The following is an 18,799-nucleotide window of genomic DNA, read 5'->3' as shown; positions in this document are numbered from 1 at the left end:
GAGGCTGCGGCCCCGGAGACCTTCCAGGTGGTCATAACGGCTCGTGTGCAGCGAAACGATTCCGGTGCAGTCTGTTTACAGGCTTCGTTCCGACCGGTAAGCAAGCACCAGCACTGTTCGAAGTCGTCTGGTGCTGTTGGTAGTTGGTTGGTTCCGATACGGAGGACTGGATGAGACTGCGAAACCTACGTGCCGGCCCCATGGCGCTGATGGCTGCGGCAGTCAGCACCGCACTGGCCCTGAGTTCGGCCGGCCCGGCAAGCGCACGGACTGACAACGTTGTCAGTCCACATTCCGGTCCCGCGGCCACGTCATGGACCGTGCAGCGCGGCGGGCCCACCGCAGTCGTAACCCTCGACCGGACCGACGGCTCGCTCGACTTCTCCGTCCGGCGGAACGGGAGCACGGTCCTCGAACCTGCACCCGTCGGTGTGGTCACCGATCAGGCGGACCTGACCTCGGGGCTGCACCTGCTGCACCGTGGCAGCCGGGCGGTCAACGAGAAGTACACGACGACCGTCGGCAAGGAGCTCCGGCGGTCCGTCCACATGACCGAGTCGCGGTTCGCCTTCGAGGGGAAGGGCGGCGCACGCCTCGATCTGGTGGTCCGGGCCGCCGACGACGGTGTGGCGTACCGCTATGTGCTACCCGGCAAGGACGGGGTGACCATCGAGCACGAGGCCTCCGCCTTCCAGCCCCCGGCCTCCTCGCCGGCCTGGCTCAGCACCTACTCCACCCCTCACGAGCAGCCTTACGACCGGACCACCGCGGCCTCCGCGGGCAGCGGCGAGTACGGCTACCCGGCGCTCTTCCAGGTGGGCGACCAGAACGTCGTACTCGCCGAGTCCGACCTCGACGGCCGGTACTCCGGCAGCCGTCTGGTGCACGAAAAGGGCACCGGGCGCTACACGGTGGCGCTGGCGGACAAGGAGGTCCACTCGGACGGGCCGCTCGCCACCCCGTGGCGCACCGCCGTCATCGGTGATCTCGCGACCGTCGCCGAGTCGACCCTCATCGACGACCTGGCGCCGCCGTCCCGGATCCGCGACACCTCCTGGATCAAACCCGGGAAGGTCGCCTGGTCATGGCTGGCCGGGTTCAACGAGGCTCAGCGCAGCCTGGAGACGCAGGAGAAGTTCGTGGACTACGCCGCGGCGCACGGGTGGCAGTATGCCCTCGTCGACGACGGCTGGAAGACCACGGACTGGATGCCGCAGCTCATGGACTACGCGAAACGGCGCGGAGTGAAGATCCTGCTGTGGATGGCCTGGACGGACCTCGACACCGCTGCCAAGCGGAACGCGCAGCTGGACAAGGTCAAGAAGTGGGGCGCCGCCGGCCTGAAGATCGACTTCATGAACAGCGACACCCGTGAGCGTTATCAGTGGTACGACGAGATACTCAAGGCCACTGCCGAGCGCAAACTCCTCGTCGACTTCCACGGCTCCACGATCCCGAACGGCATCCAGCGCACCTGGCCGCAGGTGATGTCGATGGAGGCAGTGCACGGCGCCGAGCAGGGCGACGTCCGGGCCGACAACATCGCGACGCTGCCATTCACCCGTAACGTCGTCGGGTCGATGGACTTCACCCCGATGGGTTTCCAGTTCGGTCAGCGCAACACGTCCGATGCTGCGGAACTGGCTCTGTCCGTCATATTCGAGTCGGGGTTGCAGAACTTCGCGGGCAGCATCGAGGAGTATCGAGCCCGTCCCGAACTGGCTCGCTTCCTGGAACAGGTACCGACGGTCTGGGACGAGACGAAGCTGCTGAAGGGCAGCGCGCCCGGTCTGAGCGCCGGCTTCGCACGACGCAGTGGCGCGCGATGGTTCCTGGGTGAGATGGCCGCAGGAGCGGCTCGTACCCACCGGGTGCCGCTGGACTTCCTGAGCGGCGGGAAGTGGCGAGTCGATGTGGTCCGCGACAGTTCGGACGGCCTGGTCCGGGAGAGCCGAGTCCTCACGCGCCACGACACCCTGCAGGTGCCGGGTGTCGAGAACGGCGGATTCGCCGCGATCGTCTGCCGCGCTGTGCCCGGCCGGACCAGTTGCGACGAGCCCGTACGCCATGTCCCCTCGGGCACGCTGACGGTGGATCCGCGGCAGACCGCGGCGGATCCGGGCACGGAGGTGGACCTCGACGGCAGCTTCGCGATCGACGAGTTCGGTCCGGTCACCGATGTCACGCTCAACGCGAAGGCCCCGGAGGGCTGGAGCGTCGAGGGGCCGGGGGCGACCGCAGCCGAGCTGGCCACCGGTCAGCCGCTGACCGCGGACTGGCGGATCACTGTGCCGGAGCAGCCCGACTACGGCTGGACGGAAATTCCGGTCACCGTCACCTATCGGGACCCGGCCGCGAGCGCGACAGCCCCGAAGCTGAGTCTGCAGCGGCAAGTCCGTGTCTTCGTGTCACCACCCGGCATCGACTACGTCAGCGATCTCCCCTTCTCGGCGGAGAGCAACGGCTGGGGCCCGGTCGAACGGGACACGTCCAACGGCGAGTCGGCCAAGGGCGACGGGGGCCCGCTGCGCATCGGCGACCGGACCTACGACAAGGGGCTCGGCGCGCACGCGCCCTCCGAGGTGACGGTCGACCTGGGCGGTACCTATGACCGTTTCAGCGCCGACGTCGGCATCGACGAGGAGAAGCCGGAAAAGGGTTCCGTAGCCTTCGAAGTCATCGGCGACGGGAAGGTACTGGGCAAGAGCGAGGTCATGGGCCCGAATGACGCCGCCCATGCCTTCGACATCGACGTCACCGGCGTGCAGCAGCTGACCCTGCGAGTGACGGACGGCGGCGACGGCAACGACTCGGACCACGCCGACTGGGCCGACGCACGGCTGCACATCGCCACCGGCGCCGCCCGCCGGTAACCGGACGGGCCCGGCGAACGTCCCTGCCGTGAGGCGCGGGAACATCCGCGGCTCACGGCAGCGCCGCTGAGAGGCACGCGATCAGTCCTCGGTGGCCGCACGCAGTTGATCGGTTGATCAGCACGATCGTGGATCCGCGTCTTCCGCGTGACGCGAGTTCGTGGTGGATGGCGTCGCCTTCCCAGGCGGCACGATCTTTGCCAGAGAGGGCCGGCCACCGCTGGAAGCGAGACCGCCACCGTTCGGTACGAGACCGTTCGCGATTCGAGCCGCCGGCGTGTACGCGGGGGCGTGTCGTCACGCCCAGTCCTCCGGTTCCCAGGCGAGGAGCAGGTCGAGCAGCTCCGGGTCCCCGTCGAGTTGCAGGGAGTCCACCGAAATGCGGTTGTACAGCCAGAGGACCAGATCACTGGCCGTGCCGCGAATGGAGAGGCCTGCCGCGTCCGGGTCCTCGCCGGTAGCGGGCAGCCGGGTGGTCCGTGCACCGTCGCCGTCGACCGTGAGGCGCCAGGAGCGGCCCTCGGCGGCGTGAAGGTCGAAGGCGGTGGGCTTGTGCGGCCAGGCGCTCGTCGTGAAGCTGGCGATGAACAGGTTCTCCTCGACACCGTCGAGCGCCACCTCGACAGGCAGTGAGGCCGACTCGCCCACGGTGAGCTGGGCGTCGTAGGTGTGCACCGCGATCTCCTGGACCTGGTGCCGGGCGACGCCACCGGCGGTGTGCGGCGTCTGCGTGTTACCCCAGCCGGTGAAGCAGCCCTGGTCCGGACCGGCCTCCCGCAGGGCCGCCAGCAACAGCTCGGTTGAGGCGGCCAGCCAGGCCGGCACGGCGTCGTGCTCCTGCGGCGCGACCGCGTCACCCTGGGCCGGGGTCCTGGACGTGGCGTCCGGCCCGGCGGCGACGGTGGCCGCCCAGCGGCGGCGGCCCTCACCGATGTGCTGCACCAGGTCGGACAGCGGCCACCCGGGGCGCGGCGGCGATCGCGGCGCGGAAGGCGGTTGCACGTTCGTCGATCAGCCGCAGCAGAGCGGGAAACTCCAGAGTCTTGGGCACGGCGGTAGTTCTATCATCTTGATCTATTTGCCCGACAGCGGTTTTCCCAGCCGGTACGGCGGGGAACTCCGGCCCAGGCGAGCCCCCACGCTCGGGCTTCCGCTACGCCACAGCCGAGCCCCGCGTTCCGGGCGACAGAACCACGATCCACTCGACCGCTCCGGCCGCCTCGGCCTCGGCCAAGATCGCGGTGGACAGCCGCTCCCAGGTCGCTGACTGTCTTCCTCCTCATCCAGCGTTACTTCTGAGGCCGCCAGATGTAGCGAACGTCCGGCTCATGTTCCTCATTCCGCAGCCCGTCAGTTCGCTCAACCGCAATGAAGCCGTGCCGCTCGTAGAACCGTTGTGCTGCTCCGTTGACCTGGAACGTCCACAATGCCAGCCCGTTCGGCCGCTGCCGCTTGGCCAGGTCCATGAACCGGTCACCCAGCCCCCGGCCACGCCACGGCGGGTCGAGGTAGAGCTGCTCCAGATCGCCGCCATCGAGCACCAACAACCCCACCACGGCGCCCTCGGCGACCGCCACCCAGGTCTCGTGCTGCCGCACGACCACGAAGGAGAACCAGTCCCGCACCGTGTCGTCGTCATGCGCGCGGCGCACGGTCGGCAGAGCGGCGGTGAAGGAACGCAACCACACACCGGCCATCTCGATCGCGTCGGAGTCGTCCGCACGCCGAAGGACCAGGTCATCACTGTTCACAGTCCGCGACGATCGCAGACGGAGGGGCCCCCATGCATCCGAATTCGGAAACCACTGCCCACCGAAGATCGCTACACAGAGCCAGTTCCCGCCGGCCCAAGTACCCCGGTGGACCCATGTGGTCAGAGCATTAGTCGCCGGTCGTGCCGTCGAGCATCTCGCGCAGAATGTCCAGGTGGCCGTTGTGGCGGGCCGTCTCCTCGGTGAGGTGAAGGAGGATCCAGCGCAGGTCTACGTGGAGGCTGTCGCGGACGGCGCCCTCGGCTTGATCGCTCAGGCCGCTCCCGGCGACCAGTTCGCGGTAGCGGGCGCTCTGTTCGGCGTATTCGTCGAGCAACTGCGCGAGTGGGAAGTCGACAGCGATACGCATTTCGCGGTCGGGGTCCTCATCGGTCCAGGGGCCTTGGTCCTCCTCGCCGAGGAAGACCACCTGGAACCAGTAGTACTCGACCCAGCGAAGGTGGTTGATCACTCCGCTCATGGTCATCAGCGGTGAGCCCGGCAGGAGCGCCTTGCGTGCGTTCTCCGCGGAGACCCCCTGGCACTTGGCGCGGGCGGTGTCACGTGTGTAGTCGAGGAACGTGGTGAGCTGAGTGCGCTCGTCCCACGCGGGAGGTGTGTCATCGATTCTGGTCATCGCGCGAAGCATCCCCGATCACCCAACCGATGTCGAAGTGTTTAAGGGCGATGCCCCCGGCCGCTGCCTGCCGCCTGCTGACCGTCATCACAGACCCGGCCGACGTGGAGCAGGCCGGGCGACCGTTCGCATCTTGGCCATCAGTGAGTCGAAGTGACCAGTTGTCAGGCGATATCGGCCAGAAGGGCGCGAGAGCTTCAGGAATTCATCGCGGCCCGGTCGGAGTCGCTGCGAAGAACGCAGAATTCGTTGTCTTCGGGGTCGGCGAGGACTGCCCAGCCGGAGCCATCGGGATTCCGGTGATCGGTGACAAGGGTGGCACCGATCCCCAACAGCCGCTCGACCTCCTGCTCGCGCGAGGTCTCCGGGCGCAAACACAGGTGGATCCGGTTCTTGATCTTCTTGGGCTCGGGCACCTGGTTGAAGTACAGCACTGGGCCCTCCGCCAACAACACCTGAGTCTCCCGATCACCCGGTTTGTCCTCCGGATTCAGTGGATGGCCAGTCACTCTGCTCCAGAACCGGGCCAGCTCGTAGGCGTCCGCACAGTCAATCGCCACGTTCTGCAATACCGAAACCATGCGCGCCAGCCTCCCTGACTTGCCCTCCAGGCGCTACCGAGGTGCGCTACCGAGATGCGCTCATCGTTCGCGCACACAGCCCGGACACTCAGGCGTCCACCTCGTACTGTCCGACTTCGATGAAATGCCGCAACTGCTCAGGTGTGCCGTCGATTACCCCCTCCGCAGCGCTTCGGAGGGCATCGCTGATGGTCGGGTCTGCCAGGATCTGGAAGACGGCAAAGGGTCGGTTCTGCGCCTCGATTGCCTGGGCGACAGCGAGGCTGTCCTCGTAGACATGAGGCCTGGTCACAGCGTCCTGCCACCGGGTCAGGCGCCTGCCGGTCGGGTAACGTCGCGGGAGCGGCGTCGTGTCGGTGAGCCTCGACCTTGCGGCGGTTGCGGCGGCTTCGACCCAGGTGCAGGGCAACCTGGTTAGTGTGATCAGGTGACGGACTTCAACGCGCTTGATGACAGCAGCGAATGGCAGAGGAACTTCGAGCGGCGGCTTCGCGCCTCGTACGGCGCCGGCCTCAGCGCCCCCGCAGTGGAGCACAGGGTCCAGGAGATACGCGACCGCGGCAGCGACTGGACCGTCGCCGAGGTCAGGGACGCCGGGACCCGGGTCGGGTACGTCGCCGTGGGCGTGGCCGAGCGCGACGGCGCGCTCGCGGGCCGCATAGGTGACCTGTGGGTCGACGCGGCGCATGCCGGACGAGGGCATGAGCAGGCGGCCCGCACATGGGCCGAGACCTGGTGCCAGGAGCGCGGCGCGGTTCGGCTGGACGTGGAAGTCGCTGATACGGCGGGCGAGTTGTTCGCCGACTACGCTGTCCGCGGCCAGACCAGGAGTCGCCTCATCGGTGCCCCGCCGGGGCCGCTCGACGGCGTTACCGCGCGGCAGATGACCGACGCCGAATACCCACGGTGGCTCGCCTCCGAGAAGGCTTCATACGTGGGCGACATAGTGCGCGCCGGTGCACTGAGCCCCGAGGATGCGGCACGCAAGTCCGACCGCGACTTCGCGGGGCTGCTTCCGGAGGGCCTGGCGACACCCGACCACACCTTCCTGGTGATCGAAGCGGCAGGCGAGCAGGTCGGTGCCGGCTGGCTCAAGCACGGGTACCTCCCCGGCGTGACCTTCGGCTACGCACTGCACGTCGAGGAGCAGTACCGCCGCAAGGGCTACGGGCGGGCCGCGATGGCGGCCGGGGAGCAGGCCACGCTCGACGCCGGTGACTCGGCGCTGATGTTCACCGTGTGGGGCGGTAACGATGTCGCGATGAGCCTGTACACGAGCGTCGGCTACCGAGTCCTGGAGGAGCACCGTTCCCTCGACCTTCCGCGCACGGCCGGCTCCACCGGCTGACCGGCTCACCGAGCCCCGTCCGCACGGCCGTCACCCACGCGGCGTCACCAGCGTGATATCCGAACAGTCAGTCGAAGTGGACAGTGGCCGTGCATCTGCGGCAGGAACGAGGAGTGAGACGAGTGACCAGCGACGAGCGCACAGGGCCGCCCAACTTCGGTAGTGAACGCGACATGCTGCGTGCCTTTCTCGACTACCACCGGGCGACCCTCGCCATGAAGTGTGAAGGGCTTACCGATGACGAACTGCGGCAGCGGTCGATGCCGCCGTCTACGCTGTCGCTGCTCGGCCTGGTGCGGCACATGGCGGAGGTGGAGCGTGCTTGGTTCCGCCGCGTGTTCGAGGACAACGACGCACCCATGGTCTGGTCCGAGAAGACCGACTTCCAGGCGGCGTACGACGCGAGTACATCGACCAGGCACGAGGCGTTCACAGCCTGGGAAGCCGAGGTGGAGAAGTCCCGCAGCATCGAACGGGAGGCCGGTTCTCTGGACTTGGCCGGGTACCAGCCCCGGTGGGAGGAGGAGGTGTCGCTGCGGATGGTGATGGTGCACGTGCTCCTGGAGTACGGCCGTCACAACGGGCACGCGGACTTCCTGCGGGAGGGTGTCGACGGGACCGTGGGCGCCTGAGTTCCCGGGAGGCTTCGATCTCCCGCGTGCTGTGCGGGAGAGGCTGGTTACGCGATGGCGTCCAGTGCCGGGGCGATGACGGCGAAGGCCCGGTCGATCAGTGCGGCAGGGCTTTCGGCGCCGTCGCCGGCACTCCATCGGTGCAGCACGGTATCGAAAGCGGTGAGCGCCATGCCCGCGGCCATCCGCGGGTACAGATCAGTCTCGGGGTCGAGGCCGAGCCGGCGGGCCAGTTCCGTCGTCAGACCGTCGAGCCATTGCGCCTGCCGCTCCAGGAAGCGTGCGTGCAGAGCGGGCGCGCGCAGAATTAGCTGCACCACCCGCAGCGCCCTGGCCGGCTGCTCGCCGTCGGACCGGTCTCCGCAGACGGCCAAGGCGGTCCGGACGGCATGCCGCAGCGGCGCCGGGGGCGCTCCTCGGCGGGGCGGGCTGCCAGTTCTGCGTGGATTCCGGCGCCCATGTCGGCCAGAAACTGGACGACCACGTCCTCCTTGGACGCGAAGTACCGGAAGAAGGTCCGCTCGGACACACCGGCGGTATCCACGATCTCGTCGAAAGTGACCACGTCGAATCCCTTGAGCGCCGGCAACCGCAGCGCCGCTTCGGTCAGTTCGTTCGCTCGTTCGCGACCAGCTGGCGTTTGCGCTGAGCCAGGCTGGTTTCGGTACGGGAAGCCACCGGACAATCGTAGCGCGATGCCTCGGACGGCACACAGGTGCGCCTTGGCTCTTGATGCCAGGCGCGGCGCCATGTGCCATCAGCCGTCCGATGCCGGCCGTCGCGACCAGCGACCCTCGACCGCGCCACACGACAGCGCCAAGCGACTGCGGCTCAGCTGTAGAAGTCCCGCTGCCACCGGTGCTTGGCCAGTACGGCGAGCTGGTCGGCGGTGAGCGGGCGTCCGTCGCTCAGCGCCGTGTTGCGCTCGACGTTGCGTACGGTACGCATGCCGGGGATGACGGTGGAGACGGCCGGCGAACTCAGCACGAACCGCAGCGCTTGCTCGGCGATCTCGTCGGGCGCGATGGACAGGTCGCCGACGATCGCGGCCACCCGCTGCTCGACCTGTGCCGGGCGGTCGTCACGGAAGTAGCGGTTGCGCCAGTCGCCCTCCGGGAACGTGCTCTCCGCGGTGATCCGGCCGGTCAGGCCGCCTTCGTCGAGCGCCACCCGCACGATGACGCCGACGCCGTGCTCCGCGCAGGCCGGCAGCAGTTCGTCGGCGGGTGCCTGGTCGAAGATGTTGTAGATGACCTGCACACTGTCCACGGCGCCGCTGCGGACGAGGGCGAGCGCGTTGTCGGGCTGGTGATCGTTGACCGAGACGCCGAACAGACGGATCTTTCCCTCCTGCTTCAGTGCGGCGATCGTCTCCAGCCAGTCACCCCGGCCGACCCAGTCGTCGCTCCAGACGTGGAACTGCAGCACGTCGAAGTGGTCCAGGCCGCTCGCACTCAGGCTGACCTCCAGGGATTCGCGGATGTACGCGCCCGGGAACGCCTCGCCCGGATCGAGGCCGAAGGGCGGCGGCCACACGCCGTTCTTCGGCGGCACCTTGGTCGCGACACACACCTCGTCACCGGCTGCGGCCCGCTCACGCACCACTCGGCCGACGATGCGCTCACTCTCGCCGTAACCGCGGGCGGTGTCGATGAAGTTCACGCCGAGATCGACGGCCCGGTTCAGGGCACGTACGGACTCGTCCTCGGTGGCACCCACCCAGCTGGACTCGCCGATTCCCCAGGCGCCGTAACCGATCTCCGACACCGAAAGTCCGCTGCGTCCCAGCTCGCGGTAGCGCACAATCATCCTCCATACGTCATGAACCTCGGCCCGGTGGGGCCAAGGCGCCCCGCCAGGAATCAGGTTGACGATAGGCGAACGCGGTGGTGGAAGCAGCTGGGTTTCGCAGCCGGGCCGCCACCGTACGGACGGCGCTACCCAGCCATCGCGTTGACAGGGACACGGCACACCCTTACGGTGACGGCGGCATTACATCGATGTAAGGCGTTCGGCGTCCCCCTCTCCTTCCTGGGCCACCACCCGAAGGGACCGCTATGCACCCCACCGAGCCACGCACCGTTTTCCGGCACGCACGTCTCACCGCGGTCATCGCCGCAGCCCTGCTGGGCCTGTTGCTCGCCGCCCTCCCGGCGACCGCGAGCACCGCTCCGGCCGCCGCGAGCCGTCACCCGGCCCCGGCGGTCGCGCAGCCCGGCCCGGCTGCGGCCGCCGCCGGGACCACCTTCCGTAACCCGCTCAACACCGGTCCCGATCCGTTCATGACGCACTGGAACGGCAACTACTACCTGACCAGTACGCAGGGCGACCGCGTCGCCATGTGGCGGTCACCCTCACTGAGTACCCTGCTCGCGACGGACCCGGTCACCGTCTGGACCGACGGTGACAGCTCGCGCAACCAGCACATCTGGGCACCGGAGTTCTACCGGTTCGGCTCGCACTGGTACCTCTACTACACGGCCGACGACGGCGTCGACGACCACCACCGGATCTACGTACTGGAGTCCGACCGGGACGATCCGACCGGCCCGTACCACTTCAAGGCGAAGCTCGTCCCGCCCAACCACGCGAACGACTTCGCGATCGATGCGAGCATCCTGCAGCAGAACGGCAAGCTGTATCTCGCCTACAGCGGTATCAACCAGTACCAGCACAACGGTCTGAACCTGGCGCCGATGTCCAATCCGTACACCGTCACCGGCAACGCGGTGGCCATCGACGCGGCCGGCGGGTGCCCCGAGGTACGGGAGGGGCCGGAGTTCCTGTACCGCAACGGCCGTACCTGGCTGACCTACTCCACCTGCGACACCGGCAAACCGGACTACCAGCTATGGATGATGTCGCTGCCCGCGGCAGCGGATCCGCTGGTGCCGGCCAACTGGACGCAGCACCAGGGCGCCGTGTTCTCGCGCGCCGACGACCACGGCGTGTTCGGGCCGGGGCATCACGCCTTCTTCCGTTCACCGGACGGCAGTGAGGACTGGATCCTCTACCACGCCAAGACCACCTCGGCGTACACCTACGGCAACCGGACCACCCGGGCACAGAAGTTCACCTGGCGGGCGGACGGCAGTCCGGACTTCGGGCGGCCGTTGGCTCTGGGCGCCACCCAGGATCTGCCGTCCGGTGACCCCGGGTCCGGCAACTACTGGATCAACGACGACGGGCGGTCCTCCGGGCCCGGCGGCATCAGTTACGGCGGCACCTGGAATTCCGGCACCGGCTGCCGGACGCAGTGCTTCTGGGGTGACGACCACTGGATCGACCAGGCCGGAGCAAGCGCCACGTTCTCCTTCACCGGCACCCGCATCGCCCTCCTCTCGGTACGCGATGTGGGCAACGGGTACGCGGCGCTCAGCATGGACGGCGGGCCGGAGGCCCGGGTGGACTTCTACGGTTCCCCGCGGACCGGCGAGACCGTCCAGTACCTCAGCCCACGACTCACGGCCGGCCCGCACACCCTGCGCGTCCGCGTCACCGGGGAACACGACGGGCAGTCCCAGGCGTCGTTCGTCAGCATCGACCGGGCGGAGGTGTACGGGTGAGGCTCCGCCTTTCGGGTTGCGTCGGTCCCGCACCGTACGGATCACGGCAGTAGCGGCGCGGGGATTTGGCGGGGAGCTGGGCATACCGGGGCCCGTGCAAGCACGTCACGGCGGCCGGCACGTCGCGGTTCGGCACCGCGGGCCCTCCGCCGCTGCCCCGCCGGTGCGGAAGCTGTGACGGCCCTGTTGCCGGAACTATGGCCTCCGTCACATCTGTTGTGGTCGCGCCCTGATGGGCTCACCCGATGGTGTCCTTGCTTCTGCTGCTCATTCCGGTCGGCCTGATAGCCGCCTTCGGCTTCACCGGCTACGGCTTCGGTACTCTCGGCCGCATCGGTCCCCGGCAGGCCGGCCGCGAGGTGTGGTTCCGGTGCGCCGCCGCGCTCCTGGGCGCGGCCTCCGTTGCCGTCTACACGTGGGGCCTGCTGATGCTCGGCCTCACCGTCCTGGACGCGGAGGACCAGGGGCCCGGCTCCGCGCCACTGCCTCCTTGCCGGGCTCCGGGTCCGTGGGAGCGGACGGCGAACGTCGTGGGCTACACCGTGGACTACCTGCCTCTGCGGTTCGTCTGCGAGACGAAGGACGGCGGAAGCTACGGCGCCGCCGACGCCGTGCCCGGCTATGTCGGCCCGGCCGCGCTGGGCTTCGCGCTGGCCGCCGTCGCGTGCGCCGGCGCCGCCGCCTTCGGACCGGCCGACGGAACCGCCCGGAGCTGCGCAAACGGCGTCTGAGGCCTGACCGACCGGATGGGAAACTTCTTAACATTTTCCCTACCCAATAGGTCGAAATGGGCGCAAACTGGTGATGGCACGGCGATGAACCGTGCAGTGCGGTCCGACTCACACGAGAGAAGGAGGCGAGTCGTATGGCCGACGTCTCACGCCACAGGGGTGATCTGGGCAGTTCCCAGCAGCACAGGCAGGATCTGGGCAGTCACCCCGACGTTCCGGAAATGCAGGCTCGGTACGCCCAGATGCTCGGGGGACGCAGGACGATGCCGATGGACGGGCCACTGTTCCTCGTCGGCCTGTACTGCGCCATATCGCCATGGGTGATCCACTTTTCGGCCACCCAGCCCTCGCTGATGATCATGAACCTCATCGCGGGTGTTGCGATCGGGCTGATGGCACTGGCGTTCACCATCGCCCCGGAGAGGACGTCCGGTCTGGGGTTGGCCATGTCCGCGCTCGGCGTATGGCTGATCATCGCCCCGTGGATCGTGGGCAGTCACCCGGACAAGGGGATCATCATCAGTAACGCCATCATCGGCGGCCTCACGATCCTGCTCGGTATGGCCTGCGCAGGCATCGCCATGAAATCCATGCGACGCAGTCGTTCGACCTGAGCCGCATCCCCGGCCGGCGACGCTGCCACCAGGCGATCGCCGACCACCGAAAACCAGCCGGCGCCGTCTCCTGCCCGAGTCGGCGCCGGCTGGTTCGCGTGCCGGGGAGAATGTGCGCGCGGGGAGAAACGACACATGGGTGGCGCCGACCGGGATTCGGTCGGCGCCACCCATGTGTGATTGCTGGTGTCCGAGGGGGGACTTGAACCCCCACGCCCGATAAAGGGCACTAGCACCTCAAGCTAGCGCGTCTGCCATTCCGCCACCCGGACAAGGTGTCTGTCGGTCACGGCAATGTTCCCCGCGGCGACAAGAACAACAATACCAGGGGTTCGAGGTGTCCCTCACCTGCGTTTCCCGTGGTCAGTGCCGGGTGGGCGGCGGGCGGCGAGGGGGTGCGCAACGGTTCGCGGACCGTCGCGCACTTCTCCTCTACCGAACGCTTGCGGATCGCTGCGCTGAGCGACGACGACCGGTGCCGGCGGCGCTCACGGCATCAGGTGGTACTCGGGGAAGTTCCCCGGCAGCCGTTCGTCATCCGGGCCGTCGGTCACCGCCCTGACGAGGAGTTCGCCGCCCACGAAGGCCCCGCGCCAGGATGCTCCGAAGCCGCCGAAGAGCTCGTCGCGGTCGCCGCGCGAGCGCGGCTTGGAGCGGCCGACCTTGAAGGCGCGGATCTGCGGCGCCAGCCGTTCGTACGTCGCCGGGTCGTCGGTCGACAGGGTGGCGACCAGCGCCCCGTTCGAGGCGTTCATCGCGGCCAGCAGTTCCGCCTCGGTGTCGACCAGGACGATGGTGTCGACCGGGCCGAAGGGTTCCGCATGGTGCAGCGGGGAGGAGGGGGGCGGGTTGAGCAGGGTGACCGGCTGGAGATACGCCGAGGTGTCCTGGCCGGGGAGGAACCGGGCCTCGGCGACGGACCCGCGGTGCACCGGCACCGCGCCCCGGTCGATCGCCTCGGCCACCTGGTCGCCGAGTTCCTTGGCCTTGGCCGCGTTGATCAGCGGCCCGAAGTCCAGCTCGGGCAGCGGGTCGGCCGGGTGCTCGACCGCCAGCGGGTGGCCGGTGCGCAGGGACCGTACGGCGGGCAGATAGGCCGCCAGGAACTCGTCGAAGGCGCTGCGTTGGACGACGAAGCGCGGGTAGGCGGTGCAGCGCTGCTTGCCGTAGTCGAAGAGTTTGGGGATGACCGCGGAGAGCGCCGTCCAGTCGGTGTAGTTCCAGATGCCCCAGGTGTTCAGGCCTTCCTGTTCGAGGATGTGGCGCTTGCCGAGGTCGGCGACGGCGGTGGCGATCCGGGCTCCGGTGTCCCGTCCGCCGACGAAGGAGACGCAGCCGATCTCCGGGGAGCGGACCAGCGCCTCGGAGAGCTCTCCGCCGCTGCCGCTGACCAGGGTGACGGGGATGCCCTCGCGGGCGGCGAGCGCGGCGGCCAGGGTGAGGCAGGCGACGCCGCCGTCGGTGGGCGCCTTGGCGATGACCGCGTTTCCGGCGAGCGCCTGCACCAGCATCGCGTGGACCAGCACGGACATCGGGTAGTTCCAGCTGGCGATGTTGGAGACCGGGCCGGCGAGCGGGGTACGGCCTCCGGCCATCCGCTCGATGTGGTCGACGTACCAGCGGACTCCGTCGATCGCCCGGTCGACGTCGGCCTGGGCGAGCCGCCAGGGCTTGCCGATCTCCCATACCAGCAGCAGGGCGAGCAGTTCACGGTGTTCGGTGAGCGCGTCCAGGGTGGCGGACACGCGGGCCCGGCGCTCGGGCAGCGGGATGTGCCGCCAGGCGTGGTGCTGGTCGAGCGAGGCCCGGACCGCCCGCTGGGCGGTGCGGGCGTCGAGGCGCGGCGGGCCGGCGATAGGGCTGCCGTCGATGGGGCTGGTGGCGGGCAGGGCACGGCCGTCGTCCTGCCATTGGCCGTTCCAGAGGTTGCGGACCCGGTCGTCCGCGAAGGCTTCGGGGGCGACCGCCCGGCAGCGCTGCCAGGCGTCCGACCAGGAGGTTCCGGGCTTGAGAAGGAGGGTGGGTGCCATCGTTGAGTCTCCGCTCGGGTGGGGCGGGGCAGGTGGTGGCTTTCGTGGTGCGCGGCGGGCCGCCCTCGCACTGGGCGGCCGCCGTACCGAGAAGGTAGTGAGGGTGGGGCCGTGCGCGATACCTACCGTCCGTGAAGTATGAGTGACGTCACGTGAGGCTCGGTGTGGTTTCCCTTGCCGTCGCGAGTCGCCGGAGGACGAGTTCCGCGGTCTCGGAGGGCGTCGATCCGACGCTCACCCCGGCCGCTTCGAGTGCTTCCTTCTTGGCCCGCGCGGTGCCCGAGGAACCGGAGACGATCGCTCCGGCGTGGCCCATGGTCTTGCCCTCGGGCGCGGTGAAACCGGCGATGTAGCCGACGACGGGTTTGCTGATGTGCTCGGCGATGTAGGCGGCGGCGCGTTCCTCGGCGTCGCCGCCGATCTCGCCGATGAGGACGATCAGTTCGGTGTCCGGATCGTCCTGGAAGGCGGCGAGGCAGTCGATGTGCGTGGTGCCGACGACCGGGTCGCCACCGATGCCGACCGCCGACGAGAAGCCGACCTCGCGCAGCTCGTACATCAGCTGGTAGGTGAGCGTGCCGGACTTGGAGACGAGGCCGATCCGGCCCGGCTTGCCCGCGATGTCGGCGGGGATGATGCCGGCGTTGGACTGTCCGGGGCTGATCAGGCCGGGGCAGTTGGGGCCGATGACACGGGTGCCGCGGGCGGCCGCGTAGGCCTGGAAGACCACCGTGTCATGCACCGGGATACCCTCGGTGATGACCACGGCGAGACCGATACCGGCGTCCGCCGCCTCGATGACGGCGGCCTTGGCGAAGGGCGGCGGGACGAAGACGATCGTGACGTCGGCGCCGGTGGCCTCGATGCCTTCGCGGACCGAGCCGAAGACGGGGACGGTCCGGTCCTCGACGAGGACGCTGGTGCCCGCCTTGCGGGGGTTGACTCCGCCGACGACGCGGGTGCCTGCGGCGAGCATCCGGCGGGTGTGTTTCATGCCTTCGCCGCCGGTCATGCCCTGGACGAGGACCTTGCTGTCCGCGGTGAGGAAGATGGCCATCTCAGACTCCCTGCTCGGCGAGGACCGCGGCCCGGCGGGCCGCGCCGTCCATGGTGGTGACCTGTTCGACCAGCGGGTGGGCCCGGCCGTCGAGGATGGCGCGGCCGCGAGCGGCGTTGTTGCCGTCGAGGCGTACGACGAGGGGCTTGGTCAGACAAACTGATTCGAGGGCCTGCACGATGCCCTCGGCCACCGCGTCGCAGGCGGTGATGCCGCCGAACACGTTGACGAAGACCGAGGTGACGTCCGGGTCGGACAGGATGACCGAGAGACCGTCGGCCATCACCTGGGCCGACGCGCCTCCCCCGATGTCGAGGAAGTTGGCGGGTTCCGCCCCGCAGCCCGCGACCACGTCGAGGGTGGACATCACCAGGCCCGCGCCGTTGCCGATGACGCCGACCCGGCCGTCGAGCTTGACGTAGTTGAGCCCCTTGGCGGCGGCCGCCGCCTCCAGCGGGTCGCCGTGCGGATCGGTGTGCTCGGCGCCCCAGCGGGCCTGCCGGAAGCGGGCGTTGTCGTCCAGGGTGACCTTGCCGTCCAGGGCGAGAATCCTGCCGTCGGTGGTGCGTACCAGCGGGTTGACCTCGACCAGCAGGGCGTCCTCGCGGGTCAGCACCTGCCAGAGCTGCTGGAGTACGGTCGCGGCCGCCGCCGGGAGGTGTGCGGCCGCCGCGATCTCGGCTGCCTTGGCCTCGGTGACGCCTTCCGCGGGGTCGACGGGGATGCGCGCCACCGCTTCGGGGCGGGTGGCGGCCACCTCCTCGATCTCCATGCCGCCCTCCGCCGATGCGATGGCGAGGAAGGTGCCGGCCGCGCGGTCCAGGACGTAACTGACGTAGTACTCGGCCTCGATGTCGACCGGCTGGGCCAGCATCACCGAGCGGACGACATGGCCCTTGATGTCCATGCCGAGGATCTGGCGGGCGGTGAGTTCCGCGGAGACCGGGTCGGCCGCCATCTTCACCCCGCCCGCCTTGCCCCGGCCGCCGGTCTTTACCTGAGCTTTGACCACCACTCGCCCGCCGAGAAGTTCGGCAGCCGCGCGGGCCTCGCGCGGGGCTTCGACCACTGCCGCGTCCGGCACCGGGATGCCGTGGGCCTTGAAGAGTTCCCTTGCCTGGTGCTCGTACAGATCCATGCCGGCTCCCTGTGCTGTGAAGGAAAGTGCCGCACGCCCCCTGGACACCACCCACCGGATGCGGGATAACAAGTTCATACAGTATTCGTCGACTGTATGCAATCTGCGACGGAGCCTCACGACCCCTACGAAGGGAACGACTTCGCTATGCCCGACCCCAGCCAGGACCTCATTTCCGGCGGGCACTTGGTCGCCAAGGCGCTCAAAGCCGAAGGGGTGGAAGTCGTCTACACCCTGTGCGGCGGCCACATCATCGACATCTACGACGGCTGCGTGGACGAGGGCATCGAAGTCGTCGATGTCCGCCATGAGCAGGTCGCCGCGCACGCGGCCGACGGCTACGCGCGCATCACCGGCAAACCCGGCTGCGCGGTGGTCACGGCCGGACCCGGCACCACCGACGCGGTGACCGGCGTCGCCAACGCCTTCCGCGCCGAATCGCCGATGCTGCTGATCGGCGGACAGGGTGCGCTCAGCCAGCACAAGATGGGGTCCCTGCAGGACCTCCCACACGTCGACATGATGACGCCCATCACCAAGTTCGCCGCCACCGTGCCGCACACCGCCCGCGCCGCCGACCTGGTCTCGATGGCCTTCCGCGAGTGCTACAACGGCGCTCCGGGCCCCTCCTTCCTGGAGATCCCGCGCGATGTGCTGGACGCCAAGGTGCCCGTCGATCAGGCCCGCGTCCCGCAGGCAGGCCGGTACCGGGCATCGACCCGCTCGGCCGGTGACCCGGAGTCCATCGAGAAGCTCGCCGATCTGCTGGTGCACGCCGAGAAGCCGGCCATCCTGCTCGGCAGCCAGGTATGGACGACCCGGGCCACCGACTCGGCGATCGAACTGGTGCGGACCCTCAACGTCCCCGCCTACATGAACGGTGCCGCCCGCGGCACCCTGCCGCCCGGCGACCCGCACCACTTCCAGCTCTCCCGGCGCTACGCCTTCTCCAACGCCGACCTGATCGTCATCGTCGGCACCCCCTTCGACTTCCGGATGGGATACGGGAAGCGGCTGTCGCCGGACGCGACCGTCGTGCAGATCGACCTCGACTACCGCACGGTCGGCAAGAACCGGGACATCGACCTCGGGCTCGTCGGCGACGCCGGACTGATCCTGAAGTCCGTCACCGAGGCGGCCAGTGGCCGGCTCAACGGTGGTGCGGTCAAGCGGAAGGCGTGGCTGGACGAACTGCGCACGGCCGAGCAGACCGCGATCGAGAAGCGGCTGCCGAACCTCACGTCGAACGCCTCGCCGATCCATCCCTACCGGCTGGTGAGCGAGATCAACAACTTCCTCACCGAGGACTCCATCTACATCGGCGACGGCGGCGACATCGTCACCTTCTCCGGGCAGGTGGTGCAGCCCAAGTCACCCGGCCACTGGATGGATCCGGGGCCGCTGGGCACCCTCGGCGTTGGCATCCCCTTCGTACTCGCCGCCAAGAAGGCGCGGCCCGACAAAGAAGTGGTGGCGCTCTTCGGCGACGGCGCGTTCTCGCTCACCGGCTGGGACTTCGAAACGCTGGTGCGCTACAACCTCCCGTTCGTCGGGATCATCGGCAACAACTCCTCGATGAACCAGATCCGTTACGGCCAGGCCCAGAAGTACGGCCTGGAGCGGGAGCGGATCGGCAACACCCTGGGCAACGTCCACTACGACAAGTTCGCCCAGATGCTGGGCGGTTACGGCGAGGAAGTCCGCGACCCGGCCGACATCGCACCGGCCCTGCAGCGCGCCCGTGAGTCGGGCAAGCCCTCGCTGATCAACGTCTGGGTCGACCCGGACGCGTACGCCCCCGGAACCATGAACCAGACGATGTACAAGTAGGGAGCCCCCGC

16 protein-coding genes, 1 tRNA gene and 1 pseudogene are annotated in these 18,799 nt (G+C 68.8%); 7 read left to right on the top strand and 11 right to left on the bottom strand.

Annotated elements, in window-relative coordinates; genetic code table 11:
- Positions 1 to 320 precede the first annotated feature (320 nt).
- Positions 321 to 2,873 (top strand): glycoside hydrolase family 97 catalytic domain-containing protein, encoded by a 2,553-nt coding sequence (locus tag AB0M87_RS20995; protein ID WP_365855032.1) that lies wholly within the window; start codon positions 321 to 323, stop codon positions 2,871 to 2,873.
- A gap of 297 nt (positions 2,874 to 3,170) precedes the next feature.
- Here AB0M87_RS20995 and AB0M87_RS20990 read toward each other — a convergent pair whose 3' ends face one another.
- The 5 genes from AB0M87_RS20990 to AB0M87_RS20970 form a co-directional block, all read right to left on the bottom strand.
- Complete coding sequence (locus AB0M87_RS20990; RefSeq protein WP_365855030.1) at positions 3,171 to 3,875, bottom strand: maleylpyruvate isomerase N-terminal domain-containing protein; 705 nt, start codon at positions 3,873 to 3,875, stop codon at positions 3,171 to 3,173.
- A 287-nt stretch (positions 3,876 to 4,162) separates the two neighbouring features.
- The gene (locus tag AB0M87_RS20985) at positions 4,163 to 4,624 is read right to left on the bottom strand and encodes a GNAT family N-acetyltransferase (protein WP_365855028.1); all 462 of its coding nucleotides are present in this window, start codon (positions 4,622 to 4,624) and stop codon (positions 4,163 to 4,165) included.
- A 130-nt stretch (positions 4,625 to 4,754) separates the two neighbouring features.
- Positions 4,755 to 5,261, bottom strand: a complete 507-nt coding sequence (locus tag AB0M87_RS20980; RefSeq protein WP_365855026.1) for a DinB family protein — start codon at positions 5,259 to 5,261, stop codon at positions 4,755 to 4,757.
- Positions 5,262 to 5,458: 197 nt separating this feature from the next.
- The gene (locus tag AB0M87_RS20975) at positions 5,459 to 5,842 is read right to left on the bottom strand and encodes a VOC family protein (protein WP_365855024.1); all 384 of its coding nucleotides are present in this window, start codon (positions 5,840 to 5,842) and stop codon (positions 5,459 to 5,461) included.
- An 88-nt stretch (positions 5,843 to 5,930) separates the two neighbouring features.
- A complete protein-coding gene (locus AB0M87_RS20970; RefSeq protein WP_365855022.1) occupies positions 5,931 to 6,134 on the bottom strand; it encodes an ALF repeat-containing protein in 204 nt (67 codons plus the stop codon).
- A 135-nt stretch (positions 6,135 to 6,269) separates the two neighbouring features.
- Here AB0M87_RS20970 and AB0M87_RS20965 point away from each other — a divergent pair, with 135 nt between their 5' ends.
- Together AB0M87_RS20965 and AB0M87_RS20960 are read left to right on the top strand one after the other, a co-directional pair.
- Positions 6,270 to 7,190, top strand: coding sequence for a GNAT family N-acetyltransferase (locus tag AB0M87_RS20965; protein ID WP_365855020.1), 921 nt, complete (start codon positions 6,270 to 6,272; stop codon positions 7,188 to 7,190).
- Between the two features lie 122 nt (positions 7,191 to 7,312).
- Entirely contained in the window at positions 7,313 to 7,822 is a 510-nt protein-coding gene (locus tag AB0M87_RS20960; protein ID WP_365855018.1) for a DinB family protein, read from the top strand.
- 47 nt (positions 7,823 to 7,869) lie between these two features.
- On the opposite strand, the pseudogene AB0M87_RS20955 reads toward AB0M87_RS20960, so the two are convergent.
- Positions 7,870 to 8,500, bottom strand: a pseudogene (locus AB0M87_RS20955) (TetR family transcriptional regulator).
- Positions 8,501 to 8,653: 153 nt separating this feature from the next.
- Positions 8,654 to 9,625 carry an aldo/keto reductase gene (locus AB0M87_RS20950; RefSeq protein WP_365855016.1) on the bottom strand — a complete coding sequence of 324 codons (972 nt, stop codon included), beginning with the start codon at positions 9,623 to 9,625 and terminating at the stop codon, positions 8,654 to 8,656.
- A gap of 254 nt (positions 9,626 to 9,879) precedes the next feature.
- Between AB0M87_RS20950 and AB0M87_RS20945 the strand changes: the two genes are divergently transcribed.
- From AB0M87_RS20945 to AB0M87_RS20935, 3 genes are all read left to right on the top strand, one after another.
- Entirely contained in the window at positions 9,880 to 11,388 is a 1,509-nt protein-coding gene (locus AB0M87_RS20945) for a family 43 glycosylhydrolase (RefSeq protein WP_365855014.1), read from the top strand.
- A 245-nt stretch (positions 11,389 to 11,633) separates the two neighbouring features.
- Entirely contained in the window at positions 11,634 to 12,119 is a 486-nt protein-coding gene (locus tag AB0M87_RS20940) for a hypothetical protein (protein WP_365855012.1), read from the top strand.
- 134 nt (positions 12,120 to 12,253) lie between these two features.
- Positions 12,254 to 12,733, top strand: coding sequence for an SPW repeat protein (locus tag AB0M87_RS20935; RefSeq protein ID WP_365855010.1), 480 nt, complete (start codon positions 12,254 to 12,256; stop codon positions 12,731 to 12,733).
- A 184-nt stretch (positions 12,734 to 12,917) separates the two neighbouring features.
- On the opposite strand, the gene AB0M87_RS20930 is transcribed toward AB0M87_RS20935, so the two are convergent.
- The 4 genes from AB0M87_RS20930 to sucC all read right to left on the bottom strand — a co-directional run bounded on the left by AB0M87_RS20930 (position 12,918) and on the right by sucC (position 16,958).
- Positions 12,918 to 13,005: transfer RNA gene (locus AB0M87_RS20930), tRNA-Leu, on the bottom strand.
- A gap of 216 nt (positions 13,006 to 13,221) precedes the next feature.
- The gene (locus AB0M87_RS20925; protein WP_365855008.1) at positions 13,222 to 14,763 is read right to left on the bottom strand and encodes an aldehyde dehydrogenase family protein; all 1,542 of its coding nucleotides are present in this window, start codon (positions 14,761 to 14,763) and stop codon (positions 13,222 to 13,224) included.
- Positions 14,764 to 14,911: 148 nt separating this feature from the next.
- Positions 14,912 to 15,820, bottom strand: a complete 909-nt coding sequence (gene sucD, locus AB0M87_RS20920; protein WP_365855006.1) for a succinate--CoA ligase subunit alpha — start codon at positions 15,818 to 15,820, stop codon at positions 14,912 to 14,914.
- Between the two features lies 1 nt (position 15,821).
- The gene (sucC, locus tag AB0M87_RS20915; RefSeq protein ID WP_365855004.1) at positions 15,822 to 16,958 is read right to left on the bottom strand and encodes an ADP-forming succinate--CoA ligase subunit beta; all 1,137 of its coding nucleotides are present in this window, start codon (positions 16,956 to 16,958) and stop codon (positions 15,822 to 15,824) included.
- Between the two features lie 147 nt (positions 16,959 to 17,105).
- Here sucC and AB0M87_RS20910 point away from each other — a divergent pair, with 147 nt between their 5' ends.
- The gene (locus tag AB0M87_RS20910) at positions 17,106 to 18,788 is read left to right on the top strand and encodes a thiamine pyrophosphate-binding protein (RefSeq protein ID WP_365855002.1); all 1,683 of its coding nucleotides are present in this window, start codon (positions 17,106 to 17,108) and stop codon (positions 18,786 to 18,788) included.
- Positions 18,789 to 18,799: the final 11 nt, after the last annotated feature.

The sequence above is a fragment of the Streptomyces sp. NPDC051320 genome (genome assembly GCF_040682175.1).
Lineage (GTDB): Bacteria > Actinomycetota > Actinomycetes > Streptomycetales > Streptomycetaceae > Streptomyces.
Note: the sequence above shows the minus strand (reverse complement) of the source record. Positions and strands in the feature narration are given on the sequence as shown.